At 66.7% G+C, this 24,110-nt stretch carries 25 protein-coding genes and 1 pseudogene; 18 read left to right on the forward strand and 8 right to left on the reverse strand.

Going from position 1 to position 24,110, the window contains the following annotated elements:
* Positions 1–4 precede the first annotated feature (4 nt).
* From rpsM to truA, 6 genes are all read left to right on the forward strand, one after another.
* Complete coding sequence (gene rpsM, locus AB4Z42_RS03760) at positions 5–379, forward strand: 30S ribosomal protein S13 (RefSeq protein WP_442007752.1); 375 nt, start codon at positions 5–7, stop codon at positions 377–379.
* Entirely contained in the window at positions 379–798 is a 420-nt protein-coding gene (rpsK, locus tag AB4Z42_RS03765; RefSeq protein ID WP_442007753.1) for a 30S ribosomal protein S11, read from the forward strand. Before rpsM ends, rpsK begins: the two co-directional genes overlap by 1 nt.
* A gap of 14 nt (positions 799–812) precedes the next feature.
* Positions 813–1,418, forward strand: coding sequence for a 30S ribosomal protein S4 (rpsD, locus tag AB4Z42_RS03770; protein WP_442007754.1), 606 nt, complete (start codon positions 813–815; stop codon positions 1,416–1,418).
* A 96-nt stretch (positions 1,419–1,514) separates the two neighbouring features.
* Entirely contained in the window at positions 1,515–2,567 is a 1,053-nt protein-coding gene (locus AB4Z42_RS03775) for a DNA-directed RNA polymerase subunit alpha (protein WP_442007755.1), read from the forward strand.
* A 74-nt stretch (positions 2,568–2,641) separates the two neighbouring features.
* Positions 2,642–3,226: a 50S ribosomal protein L17 gene (rplQ, locus tag AB4Z42_RS03780; RefSeq protein WP_442007756.1), complete on the forward strand. Its 585-nt coding sequence runs from the start codon at positions 2,642–2,644 to the stop codon at positions 3,224–3,226.
* Between the two features lie 7 nt (positions 3,227–3,233).
* Positions 3,234–4,103, forward strand: a complete 870-nt coding sequence (gene truA, locus AB4Z42_RS03785) for a tRNA pseudouridine(38-40) synthase TruA (RefSeq protein WP_442007757.1) — start codon at positions 3,234–3,236, stop codon at positions 4,101–4,103.
* Here truA and AB4Z42_RS03790 read toward each other — a convergent pair.
* From AB4Z42_RS03790 to AB4Z42_RS03805, 4 genes are read right to left on the reverse strand one after another with little or no spacing between them, the layout of a single operon-like run.
* Positions 4,100–4,777: a cutinase family protein gene (locus tag AB4Z42_RS03790; protein ID WP_442008109.1), complete on the reverse strand. Its 678-nt coding sequence runs from the start codon at positions 4,775–4,777 to the stop codon at positions 4,100–4,102. The genes truA and AB4Z42_RS03790 overlap by 4 nt on opposite strands.
* A 49-nt stretch (positions 4,778–4,826) precedes the next feature.
* Positions 4,827–5,474, reverse strand: coding sequence for a cutinase family protein (locus tag AB4Z42_RS03795; protein ID WP_442007758.1), 648 nt, complete (start codon positions 5,472–5,474; stop codon positions 4,827–4,829).
* Between the two features lie 27 nt (positions 5,475–5,501).
* Positions 5,502–6,257 (reverse strand): cutinase family protein, encoded by a 756-nt coding sequence (locus AB4Z42_RS03800; RefSeq protein WP_442007759.1) that lies wholly within the window; start codon positions 6,255–6,257, stop codon positions 5,502–5,504.
* Positions 6,258–6,300: 43 nt separating this feature from the next.
* On the reverse strand, positions 6,301–7,296 hold the full coding sequence (locus AB4Z42_RS03805; RefSeq protein ID WP_442007760.1) for an EamA family transporter: 996 nt from the start codon (positions 7,294–7,296) through the stop codon (positions 6,301–6,303).
* Between the two features lie 75 nt (positions 7,297–7,371).
* Between AB4Z42_RS03805 and AB4Z42_RS03810 the strand changes: the two genes are divergently transcribed.
* Both AB4Z42_RS03810 and eccB read left to right on the forward strand, forming a co-directional pair.
* Positions 7,372–7,923 carry a CGNR zinc finger domain-containing protein gene (locus AB4Z42_RS03810; protein ID WP_442008110.1) on the forward strand — a complete coding sequence of 184 codons (552 nt, stop codon included), beginning with the start codon at positions 7,372–7,374 and terminating at the stop codon, positions 7,921–7,923.
* A gap of 53 nt (positions 7,924–7,976) precedes the next feature.
* Entirely contained in the window at positions 7,977–9,329 is a 1,353-nt protein-coding gene (gene eccB / locus AB4Z42_RS03815) for a type VII secretion protein EccB (RefSeq protein WP_442007761.1), read from the forward strand.
* Here the strand turns inward: eccB and mycP are convergent.
* Both mycP and eccD read right to left on the reverse strand, forming a co-directional pair.
* The gene (gene mycP, locus AB4Z42_RS03820; protein WP_442007762.1) at positions 9,294–10,604 is read right to left on the reverse strand and encodes a type VII secretion-associated serine protease mycosin; all 1,311 of its coding nucleotides are present in this window, start codon (positions 10,602–10,604) and stop codon (positions 9,294–9,296) included. The two genes, eccB and mycP, sit on opposite strands and share 36 nt — an antisense overlap.
* A 38-nt stretch (positions 10,605–10,642) precedes the next feature.
* Positions 10,643–11,980: a type VII secretion integral membrane protein EccD gene (eccD, locus tag AB4Z42_RS03825; protein ID WP_442007763.1), complete on the reverse strand. Its 1,338-nt coding sequence runs from the start codon at positions 11,978–11,980 to the stop codon at positions 10,643–10,645.
* Positions 11,981–12,096: 116 nt separating this feature from the next.
* Between eccD and eccCa the strand changes: the two genes are divergently transcribed.
* From eccCa to AB4Z42_RS03845, 4 genes are all read left to right on the forward strand, one after another.
* Positions 12,097–15,897: a type VII secretion protein EccCa gene (gene eccCa, locus AB4Z42_RS03830; RefSeq protein WP_442007764.1), complete on the forward strand. Its 3,801-nt coding sequence runs from the start codon at positions 12,097–12,099 to the stop codon at positions 15,895–15,897.
* Positions 15,894–17,081, forward strand: coding sequence for a type VII secretion-associated protein (locus AB4Z42_RS03835; protein ID WP_442007765.1), 1,188 nt, complete (start codon positions 15,894–15,896; stop codon positions 17,079–17,081). Before eccCa ends, AB4Z42_RS03835 begins: the two co-directional genes overlap by 4 nt.
* A 78-nt stretch (positions 17,082–17,159) precedes the next feature.
* Positions 17,160–17,483, forward strand: a complete 324-nt coding sequence (locus tag AB4Z42_RS03840) for a WXG100 family type VII secretion target (RefSeq protein ID WP_442007766.1) — start codon at positions 17,160–17,162, stop codon at positions 17,481–17,483.
* A 10-nt stretch (positions 17,484–17,493) separates the two neighbouring features.
* Positions 17,494–17,793: a WXG100 family type VII secretion target gene (locus AB4Z42_RS03845; RefSeq protein WP_442007767.1), complete on the forward strand. Its 300-nt coding sequence runs from the start codon at positions 17,494–17,496 to the stop codon at positions 17,791–17,793.
* Between the two features lie 118 nt (positions 17,794–17,911).
* Here the strand turns inward: AB4Z42_RS03845 and AB4Z42_RS03850 are convergent, their stop codons facing one another.
* Positions 17,912–18,106, reverse strand: coding sequence for an excalibur calcium-binding domain-containing protein (locus tag AB4Z42_RS03850; RefSeq protein WP_442007768.1), 195 nt, complete (start codon positions 18,104–18,106; stop codon positions 17,912–17,914).
* Between the two features lie 332 nt (positions 18,107–18,438).
* Here AB4Z42_RS03850 and rplM point away from each other — a divergent pair, with 332 nt between their 5' ends.
* Positions 18,439–18,882, forward strand: coding sequence for a 50S ribosomal protein L13 (gene rplM / locus AB4Z42_RS03855; protein WP_442007769.1), 444 nt, complete (start codon positions 18,439–18,441; stop codon positions 18,880–18,882).
* Positions 18,883–18,920: 38 nt separating this feature from the next.
* Positions 18,921–19,424 (forward strand): 30S ribosomal protein S9, encoded by a 504-nt coding sequence (rpsI, locus tag AB4Z42_RS03860; protein WP_442008111.1) that lies wholly within the window; start codon positions 18,921–18,923, stop codon positions 19,422–19,424.
* A gap of 53 nt (positions 19,425–19,477) precedes the next feature.
* On the opposite strand, the pseudogene AB4Z42_RS03865 reads toward rpsI, so the two are convergent.
* Positions 19,478–20,227, reverse strand: a pseudogene (locus tag AB4Z42_RS03865) (AIM24 family protein); the annotation flags it as partial.
* Between the two features lie 239 nt (positions 20,228–20,466).
* Between AB4Z42_RS03865 and AB4Z42_RS03870 the strand changes: the two are divergent.
* The 4 genes from AB4Z42_RS03870 to AB4Z42_RS03885 all read left to right on the forward strand — a co-directional run bounded on the left by AB4Z42_RS03870 (position 20,467) and on the right by AB4Z42_RS03885 (position 24,091).
* Entirely contained in the window at positions 20,467–20,898 is a 432-nt protein-coding gene (locus AB4Z42_RS03870; protein ID WP_442007770.1) for a hypothetical protein, read from the forward strand.
* Between the two features lie 142 nt (positions 20,899–21,040).
* Positions 21,041–22,378, forward strand: coding sequence for a phosphoglucosamine mutase (glmM, locus tag AB4Z42_RS03875; RefSeq protein ID WP_442007771.1), 1,338 nt, complete (start codon positions 21,041–21,043; stop codon positions 22,376–22,378).
* Between the two features lie 44 nt (positions 22,379–22,422).
* Entirely contained in the window at positions 22,423–22,728 is a 306-nt protein-coding gene (locus AB4Z42_RS03880; RefSeq protein WP_442007772.1) for a type VII secretion target, read from the forward strand.
* A gap of 1 nt (position 22,729) precedes the next feature.
* A complete protein-coding gene (locus tag AB4Z42_RS03885) occupies positions 22,730–24,091 on the forward strand; it encodes a hypothetical protein (protein WP_442007773.1) in 1,362 nt (453 codons plus the stop codon).
* The last annotated feature ends 19 nt before the right edge of the window (positions 24,092–24,110 follow it).

A 24,110-nucleotide genomic window follows, 5' to 3' on the forward strand; every position in this document is an offset into this window, starting at 1 on the left:
CACTGTGGCACGTCTAGTGGGCGTTGACCTCCCGCGCGATAAGCGCATGGAGATCGCCCTGACCTACATCTACGGCATTGGCCGTACCCGCTCCCAGGAGATCCTGGAAGCCACCGGAATCGACCGGGACCTGCGCACCAAGGACCTGACCGACGATCAGGTCACCCAGCTGCGTGAGTACATCGAAGGCAGCCTCAAGGTGGAGGGTGACCTGCGCCGCGAGGTGCAGGGCGACATCCGCCGCAAGATCGAGATCGGCTGCTACCAGGGCCTGCGGCACCGCCGCGGCCTGCCGGTGCGTGGCCAGCGGACCAAGACCAATGCGCGCACCCGCAAGGGCCCGAAGCGCACCATCGCCGGTAAGAAGAAGGCCAAGTAATGCCACCCGCAAAGAAAGCAGCAGGCGGAGCGCCCAAGAAGGGTCAGAAGACCCGTCGCCGGGAAAAGAAGAACGTCCCGCACGGCGCTGCGCACATCAAGAGCACGTTCAACAACACGATCGTGACGATCACCGACCCGCAGGGCAACGTCATCGCATGGGCGTCCTCGGGACACGTCGGCTTCAAGGGTTCGCGCAAGTCGACCCCGTTCGCCGCACAGCTGGCCGCCGAGAACGCTGCCCGCAAGGCGCAGGAGCACGGCGTCAAGAAGGTCGACGTCTTCGTCAAGGGTCCGGGCTCGGGCCGCGAGACCGCCATCCGCTCGTTGCAGGCCGCCGGCCTCGAGGTCGGCGCCATCGCCGACGTCACGCCGCAGCCGCACAACGGCTGCCGTCCGCCCAAGCGGCGCCGGGTCTAGGAGGAACAGAACACATGGCTCGTTACACCGGACCCGCAACCCGCAAGTCGCGCCGCCTCGGCGTCGACCTGGTCGGCGGCGATCAGTCGTTCGAGAAGCGCCCCTACCCGCCCGGCCAGCACGGCCGCGCGCGGATCAAGGAAAGCGAATACCGTCAGCAGCTGCAGGAGAAGCAGAAGGCCCGCTTCTCCTACGGCGTGATGGAGAAGCAGTTCCGCCGCTACTACGAAGAGGCCAACCGGCAGCCCGGCAAGACCGGCGACAACCTGTTGCGCATCCTCGAGAGCCGGCTGGACAACGTCGTCTACCGCGCAGGCCTGGCCCGCACCCGCCGCATGGCGCGTCAGCTGGTCAGCCACGGCCACTTCACCGTCAACGGTGTCAAGGTCAACATCCCGAGCTACCGGGTGTCGCAGTACGACATCATCGACATCAAGTCGAAGTCGTTGAACACGCTGCCGTTCGAGGTCGCGCGGGAAACCGCGGGCGACCGCCCGATCCCGGGCTGGCTGCAGGTCATCGGCGAACGCCAGCGCATCTTGGTGCACCAGTTGCCGGAACGCGCGCAGATCGACATCCCGCTCACCGAGCAGCTGATCGTCGAGCTCTACTCGAAGTAAAAGCTTCCAGCCGCGCCGCGGCTGGGGTCCCCGGGCGAAGCCAGGGGAAATCTCAGACGGCATCAAATAGCGGGTGCCGAGGAGGAGAAGAAGAAAATGCTGATTTCTCAGCGACCCACATTGTCCGAAGAGACCAAGTCGGAGAATCGGTCCCAGTTCGTCATCGAGCCGCTGGAGCCCGGATTCGGTTACACACTTGGCAATTCGCTTCGGCGCACGCTGCTGTCGTCCATCCCGGGCGCGGCGGTCACCAGCATTCGCATCGATGGCGTGCTGCACGAGTTCACCACCGTTCCCGGCGTGAAGGAAGACGTCACCGACATCATCCTGAACCTCAAGGGTCTGGTCGTGTCCTCGGAGGAGGACGAGCCCGTCACCATGTATCTGCGCAAGCAGGGCCCCGGTGCGGTCACCGCGGGTGACATCGTCCCGCCGGCCGGTGTGACGGTGCACAACCCCGAGATGCACATCGCCACCCTCAACGACAAGGGCAAGCTCGAGGTCGAGCTCGTTGTCGAGCGCGGCCGCGGCTACGTGCCTGCCGTGCAGAACAAGGCGTCGGGCGCCGAAATCGGCCGTATCCCGGTCGATTCCATCTACAGCCCGGTTCTCAAGGTGACCTACAAGGTGGAGGCCACCCGCGTCGAGCAGCGCACCGACTTCGACAAGCTGATCCTCGACGTCGAGACCAAGAACTCGATCACCGCTCGGGACGCCCTGGCATCCGCGGGCAAGACGCTGGTCGAATTGTTCGGTCTGGCACGGGAACTCAACGTCGAGGCCGAGGGCATCGAGATCGGGCCGTCGCCTGCCGAGGCCGATCACATCGCCAGCTTCGCGCTGCCGATCGACGACCTGGACCTCACGGTGCGTTCGTACAACTGCCTCAAGCGCGAGGGTGTGCACACGGTGGGCGAGCTCGTCGCCCGCACGGAGTCCGATCTGCTGGACATCCGTAACTTCGGTCAGAAGTCCATCGACGAGGTGAAGATCAAGCTGCACCAGCTCGGTCTGTCGCTCAAGGACAGCCCGGCCACGTTCGATCCGTCGGAGGTCGCCGGTTACGACGTCGCCACCGGCACGTGGAACAGCGATGCAAGCTACGACCTGGACGACAACCAGGACTACGCCGAAACCGAACAGCTCTAAGCCCCAACATCTCGAAAGAGAACCGTCCCGGTCCTACCTGATACGGGGGCCGGCCCCATTTAGGAGAAGTCGCAATGCCCAAGCCCACTAAGGGTCCTCGCCTCGGCGGGTCGTCCTCGCACCAGAAGGCGCTACTGGCCAACCTGGCCACGTCGCTCTTCGAGCACGGCCGGATCAAGACGACAGAGCCGAAGGCGCGGGCGCTGCGGCCCTACGCGGAGAAGCTCATCACCCATGCCAAGAAGGGCACGCTGCACAACCGGCGTGAGGTGATGAAGAAGATCCGCGACAAGGACGTCGTGCACACGCTGTTCGCCGAGATCGCTCCGTTCTTCTCCGACCGCAACGGCGGCTACACCCGCATCATCAAGGTGGAGGCACGCAAGGGCGACAACGCGCCGATGGCCGTCATCGAACTGGTGCGGGAGAAGACGGTGACCGACGAGGCCAATCGCGCTCGCCGGTCGGCCGCCTCGAAGAAGGCCGCGCCCGCCAAGGCGGCGCCGGCCGAGGAAGCCGTCGTCGAGGAGGCTCCCGCCGAGGAGACCGTCGAAGACGTGAAGGCCGAGGACGCCGCGATCGAGGAGGGCCAGGAAGCCGAGGCCGCCGAAGAGGTCGCCGAAGCCGAGGCCGAAGAGAAGGCCGACGACGCCAAGTAGTGAAGCAATGAATGAGCCCGCCATCGACAACGGTGGCGGGCTCGTTCGTCTTCGGCTCGACATCGCCTACGACGGAACCGAGTTCGCGGGCTGGGCGGCACAGACCGGACAGCGCACGGTGGCCGGGGTGATCGATGACGCGTTGTCGACGGTTTTCCGAACCCCGGTTGTCACCCGCGCGGCCGGGCGCACCGACACCGGTGTTCACGCCACGGGTCAGGTCGCCCACGTCGACATTCCGACGGACGCGTTGCCGCACGCGTATCCCCGCACGACCCGTACCGGCGAGAGTGAGTTTCGCCCGCTCGTGCAACGTCTCGCCCGGTTCCTGCCCCTGGATGTGCGGGTGCTCGATATCGGCCGCGCAGCAACGGGTTTCGACGCGCGCTTCTCCGCGCTGCGCCGGCACTACGCCTATCGCTTGTCGACCGCGCCGTACGGTGTCGAGCCGCAGGAGACGCGCTTCGTGACGCCATGGCCCCGTCCGCTGGACGTCGACGCCATGGCCGCGGCATCACGGGATCTGGTGGGGTTGCATGACTTCGCCGCATTTTGTCGCCATCGCGACGGTGCCACCACCATCCGCGATCTGCAGAGGCTGGACTGGACACGCGACGGCGACCGGGTCACCGCGCATGTCACCGCGGATGCGTTCTGCTGGGCGATGGTGCGGTCGGTGGTGGGCGCACTGCTGGCGGTCGGTGAGCACCGCCGCGAACCAGGTTGGTGCGCCACGCTATTGGAGTCGACGAGCCGGTCCAGCGACTTCTCGGCGGCACCGCCACAGGGGTTGACGCTCGTGGGCGTCGACTATCCGCCCGATGATGAGCTCGAGGCGCGCACGAACGTCACCCGCGATTTGCGGTCTCTGGATTAGAGACGGCCCGCGACGAAGTCGGCCGCCTGATTCGCCATGCCTGCGTCGATGTAGGCGCCGGCGAGGTGAGCGGGCCAGTTGTCTTCCCACGTGTTCGGATCGGCCGGGTTGCAGATCGGGTCGGCGCCGTGGCACAACTCGATCGTCCTGTCTTTGTAGATCGGGCTGAAATTCGAGATCGGCCCGACCCAGGCGACTCCGTTGCCGAACAGCGCCACCGCGGCGATGTGCGTGTCCGCGCCTGGAGGTAGCGGGGCGTCGAACCCGAAGAAGCCGAAGGGCACTGCGAGCACCACGTCGGTGACCGCTGCGCCGAGCGAATAGCCCCCGAGCACCAACCGCGTATTCGGGCACGTGTTGATCATGTACTGGATGTGGCCGCTCATGTCGTTGGCGCCGACGTCGATCTCGTTGTCGGCGGGGTACTCCACCGCATAGACATCGATGTTCTTGTTCGTCTTGTTGCGCAGCGCGCTGATGAACGCATTGCCGAGCCTGCCGACGCCCGGCGATTCCAACCGGCCGCGCGCGAAGATCACCTCGACGTCGGGGCACGATTGGGCACTCGCCGACGGCGTCAGCGAGGCGACAGTCGCAGGAGCGATGAGCAGGGCGCCGAAGACGAGTACAGCGACGAGACCGGTGAGAAGGTGGCGGCGGATCACCACACGGATGCTAGTGGAAATGATTGACGCACCCGCTAGATAGCGATGTAAGGCGACGTCAGAGGTGCCCTGCGACGAAATCGGCGGCCACATTGGTGGGCCCGCCGGCGTACGCCCGGTGTGCGGCGACGTCCTCGCCGTTCGTCTGGCAGATCGGGTCGCCCGGATTGCACAGATCGATGGCCCTGCCGCCCCAGACGGGGCTCACGGTCAGCGGCAGACCGAGCTTGGCGGACGGATTGCCGAACACTGCGATTGCGGCGACATGGTCGGGCACGTTGGGCGGTAGCGGGTTGTCGAAGCCGATGCCCGGTACCGGCACGGCGCTGATGACGTCGACCACCCCTGCGCCTTGCGAGTACCCGCCCAGCACCAGGCGGGTGTTCGGGCAGGTGTTGACCATGTACTGGATGTGGCCGCTGGCGTCGTTGGCCCCGGCCGCTGCCTGGAGGAAGTCGAAGGTCGCGGGGTAGCTGACCGCGTACGCGCCGACGGACCTGCCACCGACCTTGCCCCGCAATTGGTCAACGAAGGTGCCGCCCACCAAGCCGAGGCCGACGTCCTCATTGGTGCCGCGCGCGAACACGACCTCGATGTCGGGGCACCCTTGAGCCGATGCCGGGGCAGGCGCGATGAGCGCGGCCGAGGCGACCAGAGTGGCGGATACGGTGGCGATGAGCCCGCTGCGGAATCGATCTAACGTCACAAGATCAACAGGGTAGCGGAATTGCGGCTAAACCCGACCAGCGACGAAGTTCGCGGCCTGCTGAACCAGGCCGGCGGACACGTAATCGTTGTGTGCGAACGGGTTCCTGCCGCCCGAGCAGATGGGGTCGCCGTCCTTGCAGAGGTCGATCGCCCGACCGCCGAACACCGAGCTGGTGAGCGGATTGCTGAACTTCGCTGCGGGGTTACCGAACGCGACGACCGCGGCGATGTTGGACTGAAGGCTCGCGGGCAGCGGGGGAGCCGAACCGATTTCACCGATCTTGTTGCCGAGCGGCGGGACGCCGCCCAGCATGTCGATGACGGCAGCGCCCTGCGAGTATCCGCCGAGCACGAGCCTTGTGTCGGGGCACTGTTGCGACATCAATGCCACGCGGTTCTCGGCGTCGGTGGCGCCGTCAGCGGCCGCAAGGAAGTCGTACGAGGCGGGGTAGTTGACCGCGTACGAGCTGACGGTCTGCCCGCCCACGAGGGGGCGCAGCGCATTGACGAACGCCGAGCCGGGCGTACCGAGGCCCGGGGTGTCGTCGGTGCCGCGGGCGAAAATGACCTCGATGTCGGGGCATGACGATGCCTGGTTGGCGACGGGACCTGGTGCGTTCGCGGCTATCGGGCCCGGCGCAGGTCCTGGCCCCGGCACTCCGGGCTGATGGTCGGGCTGGGCCATCGCGACCGGGATGGCGACAAGCGCCGTGGCGCAGACAACGGCCGAGATGGCCGCGGCCAGCAGTGTTGGCGTCCGGAGCAAAGTCACGTCGGTCATTTTTCCACATCTGTGCCGGCCGCGGCCAATCACTGGGAATTGACTAGCGCCCTGATGGCACGCCTTCGGGCAGCGTCACCTCGGCCGACTCCTCGCTCCGGTCACCCTGCCGTGCCAGCGCCAAACCCACCAGCACGATGACTCCGCCGACGGCCTGGATCGCCGTCATCGCCTCGCCGAGCAGCACCCAGGCGGCCAATACGGCGAACATCACCTCGGACAGGCCGACCAGTGAGGCGAACCGGGGACGCAGCCGCGAGATGCCCATGATGCCCAGCGTGTAGGCGACCGCGGTGGCCACGACTCCCAGCGCGACGACCGGAATCGCCCACGACGTCGTCAACCCCGCGATGACAGTGTCGTTGGTGGTGAACGTCAGCGGCATGATGCCGACGACGCCCAGAACGGTGACCGCAGCGGCGCCGACCACCAGACCGGCCGCGGCCAGCGTGATCGGGTTGACACCGTCATTGTCGGCGGTGCCGACGTTGGCCGACATCACGAAGTAGCACGCGGCGCAGACTGCGGCACCCAGCGCCCAGGCGACACCGATGAGATTGATGTGGGCGTCGCTGAAGACGTTGAGCACCAACATGATTCCGGCCACCGCCAGGGCGACGCCTGCAAGGGTCAGGTTGGTCGGCCTGCGCCGGGTTCTCACCCACACATATCCGACGACGAGGATCGGCGCGGTGTACTCCAGCAGCAGTGCGACGCCGACGGACAGATGCGAAACCGCGCAGTAGTAGAAGAGCTGCGCCCCGGCGATCGGGATGACTCCGTACAGGACGACGGTCCTGGCGTGGCCCAGCGCTTCGCGGACCCAGTTGGGCCGCACGATGGTCGCGAAGACAGCCATCACCAGGGCACCGCCCGCAAGGCGCGCGACCACGGCGGCCGTCGGGCTCCAGCCGGCCTCCATCAAGGCTTTGGCGAATGGTCCCGATGATCCGAACGACAGCGCCGAGCCGACGGCGAGCAGAAGGCCGAGCCGAAAATGGTCCACGGAGGCGCGTTCGTTGATCTGATTCGCGACCATGGGTGCACCTCCGACGTGTAATGAGTAAAATCTGCTTTGGTGATGACGCTAGCCGGGAAGGGGGTCATGAGTCAAATGCTTTTCAGTTATGACACCGAGCTCACGCTGCGTGCCGCGTGTGTACTGATCAACAGCGGAACCGACGGTGAAGAGCTCGCGGACCTCGCGGCGCTCGACCGGTACCTGGACGGGTTCGGGTGGACCGGCAGGCGCGACCATGATGACGCCGAACTCGACTCGGTGCACCGCCTGCGGGCGCGGCTCGGCAAGATCTGGTCCGTCGCCGGCGACGAGGAGCGGGCGGTGGATCAGGTGAACGCTCTGCTGAGCGACACGCAGGCCTCGCCGTGGCTGACCCGCCATCCGGAGATGCCGGAGTGGCATCTGCATCTGGCATCGGTGAGCGATCCGCTCTGGCAGCGGATGGGCGCGGAGATGGCGATGGCACTGGCGGACCTGATCCGCATCGGCGAGCTGCGCCGACTCAAGATCTGCGCCGCCTCGGATTGCGATGCGGTGTTGGTCGACCTTTCGCGCAACCGCTCCGGAAAGTTCTGTGACACCGGCAATTGCGGAAACCGCCAACACGTCGCGGCCTATCGGGAACGCCGCGCCAAATCCGACTGAAATCAGTGACGCAACGGCCTCCGGGCGGCCCTTAGGCTTGCTGCGGGGGAGGGATGACTGGGCGAACGACTACCGGTATCCAGGTCAGCGGATACCGCTTTTTGATGCGGCGGATGGAACACGCGCTGGTGCGTGGCGATGTTCGCATGCTCGACGATCCGCTACGTGCACAGTCACTTTCACTCGCAGCGGGATGCGTGCTGGCGGCTATCGCCGTCGCCGTGTGTGCTGTCCTCGCGTTCCTGCAGCCGAAAGGCGACGTGGGGAACGCCGCCATCGTCATGGCGCGTGAGTCCGGTGCGCTGTATGTGCGCATCGGCGACACCATGCACCCCGCATTGAATCTGGCCTCGGCGCGTTTGATCACCGGTGCGGCCGGCGAGCCCGAACTGGTCAGCACGTCGGCCCTGGATCGGGCCAAGCGCGGATCACTCATCGGTATTCCGGGTGCCCCGGACACCATTGGTCCCCCGTTGGGCGCGGACGAATCCGTCTGGACGGTGTGCGATGACGCGACGGAGCGCACCACTGTGCTGGCCGGACCGGCGCCCGCAGATATGGATTCGCACAAGAGCGCACTCGTCAGCGCTCGTGGTGAGAGCGCGGCGACGACCTACCTTCTGTACGACGGGCACAGAGCGAAGGTGGATCTGCGCAACAACGCCGTCGTCCGTGCACTGAAGCTCGATGAGGTTGCGCCAAGGCCGGTTTCACGTGCACTGCTCGACGCGATACCGGAGGTGCCCGCAATCGCAGTGCCCGCTGTTCCTGGCATCGGATCGCCATCGGCGCTGCCGGGACTCCCGGTCGGCACCGTGGTGCGGCTGGCGCGGGCCGGTTCCGCGGAGTACTACGTCGCGCTCGGCGATGGTGTCCAGCGCGTGGGTGAGGTCGCGGCCGATCTCATTCGGTTCACCTATTCGCTCCGACGTGACATCGTCACGGTCGCGCCGGCACTGATCGGACGTGTGCCGATTGTCGGTGACCTTCCCGTCGCCACCTTCCCCGATCTCGGTGGCGTCACCGAGAGTTCGGTCCTCTGCACACAACGTGGGGCCGTCCTTGTTGCTGACTCACTGCCCGTGGATGACGGCCGCGCCGTAGCGGAACTGGCGCAGGCCGATGATGCGGGACCCGCTGTCGACTGTTTCGCCATGCCGCCCGGGCGCAGCGCATTCGTGCGCGCCGCCGGTGTCTCCGGCGCAGGCGCCGCGACCGGGGCGCAATTTCTCGTCAACGACGCCGGTGTGCTGTTCGGGATCCGTGATGCGCAGGCGGCCGAGCGTCTGGGACTAGTCCACCCGGTGCCTGCGCCGTGGGCGCTGCTCGCCCACCTGCCGCGCGGCCCCGAACTCAGCATCGAGGGTGCGTCAGCGACGAGGGACAGCGTCGGACCGACGCCGTAGGCGATGCGCCGACGCGGTCATCGCGACCAGCGCGATCGACACCGCGATACAGAGCGCGGCCCCCCGCAGTGCGACGTGGCCGCGGTCCTTGGTGGGCCCGGGAGCGGGTATCGACAGCGGCCGGGGTCTACTACCGCCGTGCCCCGGTTCCGGCCCCGGACCGGCGCTCACCGCCGCGACGGCGTCGACCATCCCGTGTCCGACCACCGGATCCCAACCGCCGGAAGGGCGGTGGGCGGTGTCCTCGATACGCTGCATGACCTGTCGCGCGGTCAATTCAGGTGATCGCGACCGCAGCAGGGCGACAACTCCGCTGACGAGCGGCGCCGCGTAGCTCGTCCCCGAAATCGCTGACTCGTCGTCGACGAGCCTGTCGATCAGGCCCTCGCCGTCGGGGTCCAACGAGACCACCCCTTCCGCCACCGCGGCGACGTCGACCCAAGGGCCCGCCAGGCTGAAGGGTGATGGCGTGCCGTCCCGGCCCACCGAGCCCACGGTCAGCACGTAGTCGTCATACCAGCCTGGACTCACCACCGTCTTGACGTCTGCCCAATCGGGCTTGCCGGGATGTAGCGGATCGGACGTCGGATTCTGGTCGGAGCACTGGCCCGACGTACCGACATTTCCGGCGGCCGTCACCACCACCACGTTCTTGACGTCGACCGCGTAGGCCAGCGCGGCCCCCAACGCGCGGTCGTCGAATCCGTCCTCCGCCGAGACGCATGCGACTGTCGATATGTTGATCACGGTCGCCCCCAGATCGGCTGCGGTGCGAACCGCCATCGCGAGGGTGTCGACATCGCCGAACCCGACTCCGGACGGGTCATCAGCTGCCCGGAATCTATCGCTGGACTGCCGGATCCCGATGATCGTCGCGTCCGGTGCGATGCCCGCGAATGCGGTGTCGGGATCCGGGGATGCGCCGATGATGCCTGCGACAATCGTGCCGTGTCCGTCGCAGTCCGCGGTGCCGTCGCCGGTCGAGACATAGTCGCCGCCAGGGATGAGGTGGGGGAGCAGGCGGTGTTGCGATACGCCGGTGTCGATCACCGCGACTGTCTGGCCCGCACCGCGCGTGAGTGGCCAGACATCTTGCAAACCGAGGTTTTTCAGTGGTTCGTCGCCGCTCTCAACCGCCCGTTCTGTGCCAGAGGCACATTGGCCTTGTTGTTCGGTGCGCTGTGGCGGGGCCGGTGATCCCGGTTTGGGCAGTATCGACATGTCAATGGCCGGCGGCGCCACCGCCGCGGCTGCGGGCGCTGTCCACAACGCCATGACCGCAAGTGCGCTCCAGCCAGTTCGTCGCACGGCCTTCATATCAGATTCACTCCCCGCGCCAGTCCGTAGATTCCGGCCACCCACGCCGCGACAGGAACGACGGCCGCGATCGCGAGATATTCGACGACCTCCACGATGCGGGAAACGACTGGACTCACCTTCGGTCTGATCAGGAACCCCAGTGCGGCCGCACCGGAAGCGGCGGCGAGCACACTCACCACGTGCGCCTGCGCCGGCGCCGATACGGTGGCGGCGGCGAAACCCGCAGCGGCAGTGAGCACTGCGGTTACGACCAGGCCAATACGGCGATGCGGATGCACATGAGTGCGCCCGCGGAGCAGGAGCACCAGCGCGACGACCGCGGTGAAGGTGAGGTCGCGCAGCGCCGGCCCGGCGATATCCGCGGCGACCGATGCGGCGCCGACAGTCGCGGCGATCGACGATCCCACCACGAGTCCGGTCAAGGTGCGTTGACACCGCCCGGCATTGGGCGTTACGGCGTCGGTCTCTTCGGCATGCTGATCGTCGATGCTCGGTGTCGAGGGGCCGGCGCCGCAGAGAAGCATCGCCAGTCTGGGCGCGAAGCCGAGAGTCGCGAGCGACAGCGTCGCAAGCGCCGCGCCGCCCGCCTGCAGTTGCAGCTCCCACGTCGCGCCGACAGCCGCGACAGCCACCGTCAACACGCTCAGGGTCGCTACCGCCGTCAAACATGTTCTGCCGCAGCCAGTCACGCGCAGCAGAAGAATGGATGCCGAAAATGTGGCCGCGAAGGCCATCAGCAGTCCGGATGCGGGTGGGCCGGGCGGCACGGCGAGAAATCCGACGACGCCTGCGTAGAGCACGGCGATGAGACTCAGCGGCACAGAGATCAGCGGGTCTCCGTTCAGGCGCCGAACGACAGCCGCCGCCGCCGCTGCGGTCGCGGCCACCAAGGTCCCGGTGATGGCGTCACCCGCCGTGGGGTTACCCGTCGCCGCCCAGGCCAGTGCCGCTGCACCGAATCCGCCGACCACCACACCGCAGATAGCCGGAAACATCCGCGGGACCGGTACAGCACTCCCCGGTCCGATCGAGACCATGGCACGGCATGGATCGCAAGCGGCCCACTCGGCGACCGGAGGCTCGCTGGTCGTGAGGATCAACACCTCACCGTCACGAACAGCGTTGTCGTTAAGAGTCATCGATTCATCCATCGGCGGATCGCCAAGCCTGCATAGTCGCCAGTCGCTCACAGGTCCTGCGGGTTGAAGGATGTCGACGATCTGCGGCAGAAGCTGGTCGATGTGCATGCCGGCCGGCAATGCCAGATCTACCGCACGATGTGCGTCCTCGGTGCAAGCCGCAATAGTGACTCGGCACAGTGAATCTGGCATCGGTCCCCCCTTTCCCGGCCGCGTAGCAACCGTAACTCCGTTCGCGGAAACGTGAACGCGTCAACTTCACCGGCTGGGGATGGAACCCCAACGCCGGCAGCGGCGTCCATTGTTCGATGGACTTCGTCCGAGGGTCTCGAGTGCCGGTGCCGCCGACGGTGTCCGGCCCCGTCGCTGTCGAAGCGCCCCCGCAGATACCTGAACCTGCGCAGGTGAACCCGCTCGCCCGCCTGATGCCGGTTGCGATGCTCGTCGCTGCTGTCGGGATGATGGCGGTGTACGTGACGTCGGGCCAAGCGATGCGGCACCCGATGTACGTGTTCTTTCCCGTGATGATGCTGACGTCGGTGCTCGGGACGCTTGTCTACGGTGCCCGCGGAACCAACCGCACCGCTGAGATCAACAGGGGCCGGCGGAAATATCTCCGCTACATCGACGCCCTGGATGGTGAGACCGCAGCCACAGCCGACGCTCAGCGTCGGTCGTTGCGGTGGAGTCACCCTGAACCCCGCGCGCTGTGGGCCATGGCCGGTGGCCGACGGATGTGGGAGCGACGGCCAGAGGACCCGGATTTTGGCCTCGTCCGGGTGGGGATCGGTGGCCAAGTGCTGTTCACGGTGCTGACCGCACCGGATCTGAGCGGTGTCGAAGAACCGGATCCCGTGACTGTGACCGCGATGCGCCGATTGATTCGGACCCGGTCGATCGTCGCCGATGCACCGACCGCGCTGGATCTACGCCACTACCCGGTGATCGCCATCGACGGCGATGCACACGTCGCGAGGGCGTTCCTGCGGTCGATCATCTGTCAACTGGCCGCCCTGCATGGTCCGGACCATGTGACGATCGGCGCCGTCGTCGGCCCCGAGGCGAGCGATGAGTGGGACTGGCTCAAATGGCTTCCACACCATCAGCATTCATGCAACACCGACGGGGCGGGTTCGGCGAGGTTGGTCTACCCGAGTGTCGTGCGGGCCGCGAACGACATGGTGCGGGAACACCATTACACGGTGACGATCGTGGACGGTGGCGACTCGACGGGACTGGACCGAGGCGTCAGCGAGCGGAACTACACCACCATCGTCGTCGGCGCGCCCGGCGGCGTCGAGAACACGCGGAGTCTGCGGCTGCGTGTCGATGCCGAAACGGTGACCGTCTGCGGCCGGGACGGCGACGAGGTGATAGCGAGACCCGATCTCCTCACGAAGGCGCAGGCATCGGTATGCGCTCGGCGTCTCGCACCATTCCGATGCGCGGCAGGGACGGAAGACGGCGGTCTGTCGACGCCGCTCGACTGGTTGGGCCTGATGGACGTCGACGGTCGAACCCCCGAGGAGCACTGGCGGACAACTGGCGACGGGCATATCAGGGCCGTACCCATCGGTGTCGCGCCTGACGGAACGCATGTGCAACTCGATATCAACGAGGCGGCGCGAAATGGGATGGGGCCGCATGGCTTGTGCGTGGGCGCCACCGGTTCCGGGAAGTCGGAACTGCTGCGCACCTTGGCGCTCGGGATGATCACCTCGCACCCTCCGGATGTCCTGAATCTCATCCTGGTGGACTTCAAAGGGGGCGCGACGTTTCTCGGGCTGGAGCGCGCCAGGCACGTCGGGGCCGTCATCACCAATCTGGCCGGTGAGGCGCACCTCGTCAGCAGGATGAACGATGCGCTGGCCGGCGAAATGAACAGGCGTCAGGAGGTGCTTCGGGCGGCGGGGGGATTCGCGAACCTGGCCGAGTATCGCCGTGCACGCGCGCACGGCGCGGGTCTGCCGCCACTGCCGACGCTGTTCATCCTGGTGGACGAATTCTCCGAACTGCTCAGTCAGCATCCCGACTTCGCCGAACTGTTCGTGGCGATAGGCCGGTTGGGCCGATCGTTGGGAATGCATCTGTTGCTGGCCAGCCAACGACTGGACGAAGGCCGGCTGCGGGGGCTGGAGACGCACCTGTCCTATCGGATCTGCCTGAAGACCTTCTCTGCCGGCGAATCTCGCGCGGTCCTCGGCGTTCCGGACGCATACCACCTGCCGAGCACACCAGGGGCGGCATATCTCAAGACGGCTTCGGGGGAGCTCGTACGGTTTCAGACCGCGTTCGTGTCGGCCGATGACGGCAGGCGGCGCGGCGTACCCGCGCCGGCGCCGGTGACGCCCGTGGTGTTCACGGCGACGCGAGTCGGAACGATGACCGCGCCGGCCGACACCGATCAGGGGCAACAGGCCGCTCGGACCGTGATGGACGCGATGCTGGACCGGTTGGCCGGCCGTGGTGCGCCGGCGCATCAGGTGTGGTTGCCGCCGCTGACCGAGTCTCCGACTCTCGACGTCCTGATGGCGGGTCCGAGGCCGTGTGACATCACGGTGCCGATCGGCGTGGTGGACAATCCGTACGAGCAGCGCAGAGACCCGCTCGTCGTCGAATTGGGCGGGGCGGCTGGCAATGTCGCAATCGTCGGCGCTCCGGGATCCGGAAAGTCGACGGCCGTGCGCACCTTGCTGCTGGCATTGGCGCAGCACCATGGACCGGCGGATGTGGGCTTCTACTGCCTCGACTTCGGTGGCGGAGCCTTGTCCTCGCTGCGACAGATCCCGCATGTCGGCTCGATCGCAGGCCGCTCTGACGCAGAACTGTGTCGCCGCACGGTCTCGGTGGTGGCTTCAGTGGTGCGGGCGCGGGAGTCGCTGTTCCGTCGCATGGGGATCGACTCCATGGCCGACTACCGTGGCCGCAGATCCCCGGACGATCCGTTCGGTGACGTGTTTCTGGTCATCGATGGCTGGTCGACACTGCGTCAGGAGTTCGATTCCCTTGAGGGTCAGATCACTGCGATTGCCGCTCAAGGTCTTTCGTTCGGAGTCCACGTTGTCGTCACTGCGTCGCGCTGGGCAGAATTGCGACCCGCGCTGAAGGACCAGATCGCGACGCGCATCGAGCTCCGGCTTGGTGATCCCGCCGAATCGGAGATCGACCGCAGGCGAGCGCGAGACCTTTCGGATCGACCACCAGGACGCGGCATCGCGGCCAACCGCAGGGAATTCGCGATTGCATTGCCACGGTGGGACGGGCGCGCCACCTCGAACGGCCTCGCCGAGGCGATCGCCGCCGACACCGAACGCCTGCGCGACCGGTGGGCGCCGAGCGCTGCGCCCGTTGTCCAGCTGCTACCGACGCAGGTCCAGCGTGATGACCTTCGGACACACGATGTCGAGAGTCTCGCGTCGCGGGTGTTGGTCGGCATCGGCGAACACGAATTGAGCCCCGTCCATATTGATTTCGCAGAACAGTCGCATCTGCTCGTGCTCGGTGAGGCAGGGTGCGGGAAGACGGCACTCTTGCGGCTGCTGTGCCGGGAGCTGATTCGGGAACGCACCGCCGATGAGGTCGAGCTCGAGCTCGTCGACTTCCGCAGGGCGCTGCTCGGCGTCGTCGAGTCCGACCACCTCACCGGATACGCGATGTCACCGGCGTCGCTGGCATCACGATTGGCAGTGATCATCAGCCGCCTGGAGGCGCGCATGCCCGGTGAGAACGTCACTCAACACGAGTTGCGTACGCGGTCGTGGTGGTCAGGACCCGAGATCTACCTGGTCATCGATGATTACGATCTTGCGGCCGGCGCGACCGGCAACCCGTTGACGTCACTCGCCGACTTTCTTCCGCACGCCAAGGATCTCGGACTACACGTCGTCGTCGCCCGGCGCTCGGGTGGTGCTGCGCGCGCGATGTTCGATCCGGTACTGGCGAGGATGCGCGAACTCGGCTGCATGGGCGTGATGATGAGCGCCAGCCCGGACGAGGGCGTGCTGCTGGGGACTGTTCGGCCATCGGCGTTACCGCCCGGGCGGGCAACGTTGATCACGAGAGGCGGCGCGGATCAGCTGATACAGGTGGCCTGGACCGACCCACCGTGAGCGAAGTCGTCATCGAGGTAGGGCCGGCGACGATCCGGGGAGCCAACGAGGTTCGCCCGGAATGGGTTTCGACTGCTCTCGACTGCATCGACGACGAAATCGCGCTGCTCGACGACCGTCCGGTGTCCGTACGGGACCTATGGGATGACGTCATGAACGTGGTCATAGGCGGGAGCGTCGACGTCGCAGTCGTCATCTGTCCCGCGTGGTGGTGGTCGGCCAGGATCGACAGGGCCCGTGAGGCGGCGCAGATCGCGGCGACTGAAGTCGTTGTGCTGGAGCGGACAGCGATGCTGCGAGAGGGGATCTCGGTTGAAACAACCATCGTTGAGATCACCGCGGATGTCGCAGTCGTATCCGTATTGGGAACGATCGCCGCAGTCGTACCGCTGCAGGCGGAAGCAGTCACCGACGCAGGGGCGGTGACGGCGGCCGTCGGTGTGCCGTCGGCAGTGTTGCTGGACGCTCCGGCCACGGTGCCCGGCGCCGAATTTCTCGCGTCGAAGATCGCCGATCGTATGCGGGCGATCGGCGTGCGGGTCATGATCGCGGACGACAATTGGGTGCTACGTGCGGCCGCGGCGAAACGATCGGCGGCCGTTCCGGGTACGGATGCCGTCACTCGCGCGTCTGCTGTATTCCGTGCTCGCAAGACTCTGGCTGCGCTGGCCGGCATCCTGACGGTGGTCGTGCTGTGCGGGGGTCTCGCCGCCGCGCGCGACAGCCGTCCGGATCCATCTGTCGGCGACATGCCGATGACGTTGTTGATCGAGGGCAGGACCGCTGTGATGGTGCCGGCGGCCTGGACCGCCGAGCGCATTACATCTGGACCGGGATCAGCTCGGGTACAAGTGGTTTCACCGGCCAATGGTGATGTCGCCCTGCACATCACACAGTCCGTGGCCTCGCAGCCCTCCAGCCTCGCGGCGACGGCGGATTCTCTGGTGTCGGCATTGGCGGAAACGGCCGACGGCGTCTTCGTCGAGTTCAACCCGTCCGATAGACGTGTAGGTAGGGACGCGGTGACGTATCGAGAGGTTCGGCCAGAGCGCCACGTCGCGTGGACGGTGATCGTCGATGGGGCCGTTCGCATCGCGGTCGGCTGCCAGAGCATGCCGGGTCGTGAGCAGCTCGTGCGTGAGGCGTGCGATCGAGCGATCCGCTCCGCGCACGCTGTGCCGTGAGGCGATCGAAACGCATGGAACCGAACGGGCGCCAGTCGCGTCGAACTTCATAACAACGCACGAAACGGAAGGACGCCGATGACGGCACCGGCAGGTGGTTCGCTCAATACCGATTTCGACCTGATGGCGGCGATCGCCGGGAAGACGGATGCGCGCAACGAGGAGATTCGGGCGATGTTGGCGTCCTTCATCGGACGCATGGGCGGCGTGCCGGACTCGGTGTGGGGCGGCGTGGCCGCATCCCGATTTCGCGATGTCGTGGATCGGTGGAACACGGAGTCGGTCAAACTCCACGCGGCATTGCAGCGGATCGCCGAAACCATCCGGCTGAATCAGCAGACCCTCCGCGAAGCCGCGGAAACCCATTCGCACCAGATCAGCGCCGTCGCCACCAGCCTCTGAGGAGTCCGATATGGAGAACGTGCTTTCGTACAACTTCGGCGAGATCGAATACACCGTCCGCCAGGAGATCCACACCACCTCGGCCCGGCTCAACGCCGCGCTGGACGACCTGCGTGCTCAGATCGCGCCGTTGCAGCAGATCTGGACCCGACACGCCGCCGAGGCATATCGGATCGAGCAGGCCCACTGGGAGCAGGCCGCAGGTGCGCTGAACGACATTCTGATCCGGTTGGGAAACGCAGTCCGCGACGGCTCCGACGAGGTGGCGGCGACCGACCGGATGGCGGCGAATGCGTGGGGCGGCGGCTAGCCCATGACTTCTGTGCGGTCCCACTTGGAGGGGAGCCAGGGGATTCGCCAGGGACGGTTTGCGCCACCGTGGCTGTTTGGAGAGGCAGCCACGGTGCGCAAACCTGTTTGAGCTGCGGTTACTCGCAGGCGACGCCGTCGCCGTCGCGGTCGAGGTGCTCGTCGTAGCCGTCCTGGCCCTGCAGGATCGGCGTCACACCGGCCTCGCGGGCTGCAGCGCAGTTCTTGTAGTAGGTGTCGGCGTGTGCGACAGAAGCGGCGCCGAGAGCAGCCGCCGCGGCAACCAATGTCGCGGCGATGAAAGTACGAAACATGTTCACTCCGTTATGATCTTGATGTGGGGAGCGGTCCCTGGCAAACACCCGGTGACCGACGCAGACGAACCTACGGCCGCATGACGGACGGCGAAATCAGGCGTTTCCCTACGTTTTGACAGGCTCCCGTCGCGCAAGGGTCCGCGTAATCCCTGTTCAGCGGCCACGGAAGGCGTTTTGACCTGCGAGGACGTCCGCAGGTAAGCTGCCTCGTTGGCATGCGGTACGCCGGGGCTTCGGGTCTACGTCGGTCGCCGAAGGTTTCCCACCGCAACGCCAGACCGACCCCCGGGTCACTCCGGGATTCAACCCGATAGAGGAGAGGTAGCGCTGTGTCTACGTACACGCCGAAGGCGGGTGACACCACGCGTTCGTGGTACGTCATCGACGCCACCGACGTGGTGCTCGGCCGGCTCGCCGTTGCAGCAGCGAATCTGTTGCGTGGCAAGCACAAGCCGACATTCACGCCGAATGTCGACGGTGGCGATTTCGTCGTCGTCATCAATGCAGACAAGGTCGCCATCAGCGGCGACAAACTCACGAAGAAAATGGCCTACCGCCACTCGGGTTTTCCCGGCGGTCTGCGAGCGCGTGCGCTCGGTGACGAGATGGAGAAGCACGCCGACCGAGTCGTCGAAAAGGCGATCCTCGGCATGATCCCGCACACCAAGCTCGGCCATCAGATCCAGAAGAAGCTGCGGGTCTACGTGGGGCCGGATCATCCGCACACCGCCCAGCAGCCCATTCCGTATGAGATCAAGCAGGTGGCCCAGTGAGCGAAACGACCGATACGACCGAAGAAGTGACCGAAGCCGTGACCGAGGCCCCCGCCGAGGAGGCGACGCCCACGACCGACGAGGCCGCGACCGAGACCGCTGCGACCGAGACGGCCGCGGCTGAAGAGGCTCCCGCGCGCGAGCCGATCATCATCGACCGTCCGATCCAGACCGTCGGCCGCCGCAAGGAGGCCGTGGTCCGGGTGCGCCTGGTGCCCGGCACCGGCCAGTTCCACCTCGACGGCCGCACCCTGGAGGCCTACTTCCCGAACAAGGTGCACCAGCAGCTCATCAAGGCTCCGCTGGTGACCGTTGACCGGGTGGACGCCTTCGACATCCACGCCCACCTCGATGGTGGCGGTCCGTCCGGGCAGGCCGGTGCGCTGCGCCTGGCCATCGCCCGCGCGCTGATCATCGTTCAGCCCGAGGACCGGCCGGCACTGAAGAAGGCCGGCTTCCTGACCCGCGACCCGCGGGCCATCGAGCGCAAGAAGTACGGCCTCAAGAAGGCCCGCAAGGCGCCTCAGTACAGCAAGCGCTGATCTGTTCAGTCATTCCGCCCGGTGTGCACTCGCGCACCGGGCGGAATGCGTTTCTAGCGGCCCAGGAACCCGCCGAGGATGTTGCCTGCGGCGCTGCCTGCCTGTTGGCCTCCGCCGGTGCCGCCGACAAACCCGCCGGGCGCCTCCTCCGAGGGCTGTACGACGACGAAGCCCTGGCCGGAGAACGACATGGTGAACGCCTCGCCGGTGGTGCGGCCCATCAGCGTGCCGAGGCCGAACTGTTCGGCACTGTGGAATCCGGTCTGCAGTGACGTCGACCAGCACACGGCGGCCTGTGGGTCGGCGTAGGTCGGCTGGTCGACGTTCAGCACCACCGGCGTGCCCTTCGTGGTGATCGCGATGCGGCCCTGACCCGAGAACACGCAGTTGAACAGGCCCGCGTTGGACAGCATGCCTGCGCCTTGGACCCGCCGGATGTCAAAGGACAGCGTCGGCTCGAAGGCGAGCACGTTCTTGCCATTGATCGTCAGTCCGTCGTGCGGGCCCTCGAGGTCCAGCAGATGGATGTCGGAGGCCAGATCGGCGAGGAAGAGGTCACCGGTGCCCGTGCACTTCATCAACGGCACGCCCTCGCCGGTGAGCTGCTGCTTGACGAATTTCCCGATTCCGCCGGCGCCCTGCCCCTGGAACTGGATGTTGCCCTGGTAGGCGACCATCGCCCCCTGGCGGACCATCATTTCGCCATTCAGTCCCACCTTGAGCATCTTGCTGTTCTGCAACTTCATTCCCGGCTGTTGCAACTGGGCTTCGGCATTCTGCGGGGAGAACAGGTCGCTGCGCATTCAGGGTCCTTTCGAAGGTTTGTGGCGAGGTTATCGACCGGTTCGCCGCAGGTAAATAGGTGATTTCCCTACATTCCGCCGGGTTTGCATTCAATGACGACAACCTCACAAAACTGATGTTTTCGTTTGAGTTCGGGGCTGATCGTGAATACCTCGGACTCGGAGGCGGCGGCGCGCGCTTTTGTGCGCGGGAGGGGCAACTGCCACCGGAGTCGCCTTCTTGATGAAGGGAGTTATCGATGAGGAACATCCTCAAGACCACCGCAGTTGGAGCCGCAGTTGGCGGATCGCTGCTGTTCACCGGACTGGGCATTGCGAGCGCACAGCCGGTACCCGCGCCAGCGCCCGATGGCCTGGTCAACGTGTCGATCGGCGAGGCCGGCGTCCTCAAGGACGTGAAGGCCGTCGACGCCGCCCAGATCGCGGCCGGTGTCTGCGACATGCAGGTCGACCAGGTGACCAAGCTGGCCCAGACCACTGAGGCCGACGGCACCGAGCAGACCGTCTGCACCAACAGCCTCGGGTCCGTCCTGATCCAGCAGAACGGTGCGGCCGAGGTCGAGGGCCTGCCCGCCACCCCGGCTGAGGGCACTCCGGGCATGTCCGGTGACGAGGCTCCGACCACGGCGCCCGCAACGCCGCAGGAGCCGTCCACTGCGCACGTCAGCTAGTCGAAACGACCTCACCGCCCGTATCCACCCGGATGCGGGCGGTGAGTCTTTCTTGTCGCGATTGGATACCGTTTCGGCGGCGCGGCGCGACTCGGCGTCCATGGTTGGCTCTTTGGGCTCCTCTTATGAGAAGTTTGTCGGCATGGGTCGACTGTTCGGCACCGATGGGGTGCGCGGCGTCGCCAACCAGGATCTGACTTCTGAGCTGGCATTGGCGTTGGGTTCCGCGGCCGCTCGACGGCTTGGCAGCGTCGGCGGCCGTGCCCGACGCGTGGCCGTGGTCGGGCGCGATCCGCGGGCCAGCGGCGAGATGCTCGAAGCAGCGGTGATCGCCGGCATCACCAGCGAGGGCGTGGACGCACTGCGGGTTGGCGTGCTGCCGACCCCGGCCGTCGCGTACCTGGCGGGTGCCTACGACGCCGACTTCGGCGTGATGATCAGCGCGTCGCACAACCCCATGCCGGATAACGGCATCAAGATCTTCGGGCCCGGCGGCCACAAGCTCGACGACGCGACCGAGGACCGCATCGAGGACCTGGTCAACCAAGGGCCCGGACAGCGGCCGACCGGCGCAGGCATCGGCCGGGTGGTCGACGCCGAGGACGCGCTGGACCGCTACCTGCGCCACGTCGGCAAGGCGGTCACGACTCGCCTCGACGGGCTCACCGTCGTCGTCGACTGCGCGCATGGCGCCGCCTCGGCGGCCGCGCCACGCGCCTATCGCGCCGCAGGCGCCAACGTCATCGCCATCAATGCAGAGCCCAACGGACTGAACATCAACGACCGCTGCGGCTCCACGCACATGGACGTGCTGCAGGCCGCTGTGCTGTCCCATGGTGCGGATCTCGGTCTCGCGCACGACGGGGACGCCGACCGGTGCCTGGCCGTGGACGCGAGCGGTCAGTGCGTCGACGGTGACGCGATCATGGTGATCCTCGCGCTCGCGATGCAGGAAGCCGGCGAGCTCGCGTCCAACACGCTCGTCACCACGGTCATGAGCAACCTCGGTCTGCACCTCGCGATGCGCGCGGCTGGTATCGAGGTGCTCACCACTGGCGTCGGCGACCGCTATGTCCTCGAGGAATTGCGCGCGGGGGGGTACTCGCTCGGCGGTGAGCAATCGGGTCACATCGTCATGCCGGCATTCGGGACAACGGGCGACGGCGTTCTGACCGGACTTCGGCTGATGTCGCGGATGGCGCAGACGCGTGCATCGCTGGCCACGCTCGCCGAGCCCATGCAGACGCTGCCCCAGGTCCTGATCAATGTCGAGGTCGCGGACAAGGCGACCGTTGCCGAAGCGCCCTCGGTGCGTACCGCAGTGGCCGAAGCCGAACGTGCACTGGGCGATTCCGGCCGAATTCTGTTGCGGCCCTCGGGGACTGAACAAGTGGTTCGCGTGATGGTGGAGGCCGCCGACGAGGACACCGCGCGCCAGCTCGCTGTGCGGGTGGCCGAATCGGTCAGCGATCAGAGCTGAACCCGGCCGGAACCCGCGAGAGTTCGCGTGCGTCCTAGCTCTACATGGGGGAACGAGACGTCGCGCGCGTCGACGTCGCCGCGCTGCTGGGTGTCGCCGGTGAGTACGAGGCCATAGCCGACGCGGTCGACGCCGTCGTCCGCACTCGGCTTGCGGGGCTGCAGTTCGGCGGTGCCACTGCGGGCCGGGTGCACACCGCACGCGGTGAGGCGGTCCGGATTGCGGTCGACGGTGTGGCCGATCAGCTCCGGGCATGGTCGCGGGCGTCGGCGGAGATCGCGGCCACGTTGCGGACCACCGCGCGCCGCTACGACGAAGCGGACATCCGCGCCGGCCGTCTGGTGGGATGAGATGTTCGACGCTGCTTCACGATTGGCCGAGGGGCGGCCCGCCGCCGACACCGTCCAGAACTACGTATGGGCCTGTCATCTGCTCGGCTATCAGAACCCGGACCTGACTCAGCACGCATCACAGGTACGCGACTGGTACGGCAGCGAGGACGGAATCGACTTGGCAGTGCTCGAGGCCGATTGCGAGGCGTTGCGGACTGCCGCTGCAGCAGCCGAAGGGGCGCTGGCACGTCAGGACGCTCAGCTCGCGTTGATGTCCGCCGCGTGGCAGGGTCCTGGTGCCGAGGCGTCCCGCGGTTTTCTGCGCCGCCACAGTGAGGCCTCGGCGGCGGTGGCGTCCGCAGTGCTTCAGGCGGCCGAATCGCTTGCGTCGCTGCGGGATCGCTTGTGGCACAGCGTCGATGGCAAGGTTGCGGCGACGGGGGCGGCTGAAGCACGAGGCGCGCGGCCGGATTGGCGGACCGCGGTGCAGACGGTGACGGGCGGCGCGGGCGATCGAGCGACGGCCAGTGAGCTCATCGATCGAGAGGTCAAGCCGTTCGTCGACAAAGACATTCGGGCCGAGTGGTTGACGGCGATGCAGTCAGCGATCGCCGCCGTGACAGACGCCTACGATGCCGCCGTGGACGAGCTCACTTCCGAGGCGGCCGTCGCATTCGACGTGCCCGGCGAGCTCGGGCCGTCGTGGTCTCCTTCACCAGGCGACGGTGTCGAGACAACGCCGGCGGGTTTGGTCGGGGGTGGTGGGGCTGCACCTGCTGGCGCGGTGTGGTCGATGCCGCCTGCAGCACAGCCGATGTCGGCGCCACTGCCGCCACCGCCCACGGCTGCGCCGGTGCCTTCGCCGCCGCTACCGGCAGCACCGCCTGTCGACCCTGCCGCCATGGCGCCGCCGTCCGCGCCGTCCCTCGGCGGAGGAATGCCTGACATCGGAAGCGGACTGTCCGGGTTCGGAAGCCAACTCGGCGACATGTTGGGCGGCCTGCTGGGAACGTCGCAGGACGCGCTGTCTGATCTGCCGGAGCCGGGCGATCTCGACGCGGGTGAAGCGCCGGACGAACTCGACGATCTCGACGAGAACAAGCCCGAGGAAGACGAAGACGATCTCGACGAGGACGATCTCGACGAGGACGACGAAAAGGAAGACGAGGCAGACGGCGCCGAGACAGACCCTGCGGCCGGCGTAACTGGCGAATCGGAGCCCGCCGCGCCGCTGTCGGAGCCGCTGCCACCAGTCCCGACCGAAACGCCGGTCGCGCCGCCGCCGGTTCCCGCACCTCTGCCGCCACCGCCGGAGCCCATGTCGGCCGCGGGCACGCCGTGCGAGATCGCGGCCAACGAACTGCCACAGGTGGGCGAATAACAGAGGTAACGTCCGCTTC

This window comes from Mycobacterium sp. 2YAF39, assembly GCF_052114565.1.
GTDB lineage: Bacteria > Actinomycetota > Actinomycetes > Mycobacteriales > Mycobacteriaceae > Mycobacterium.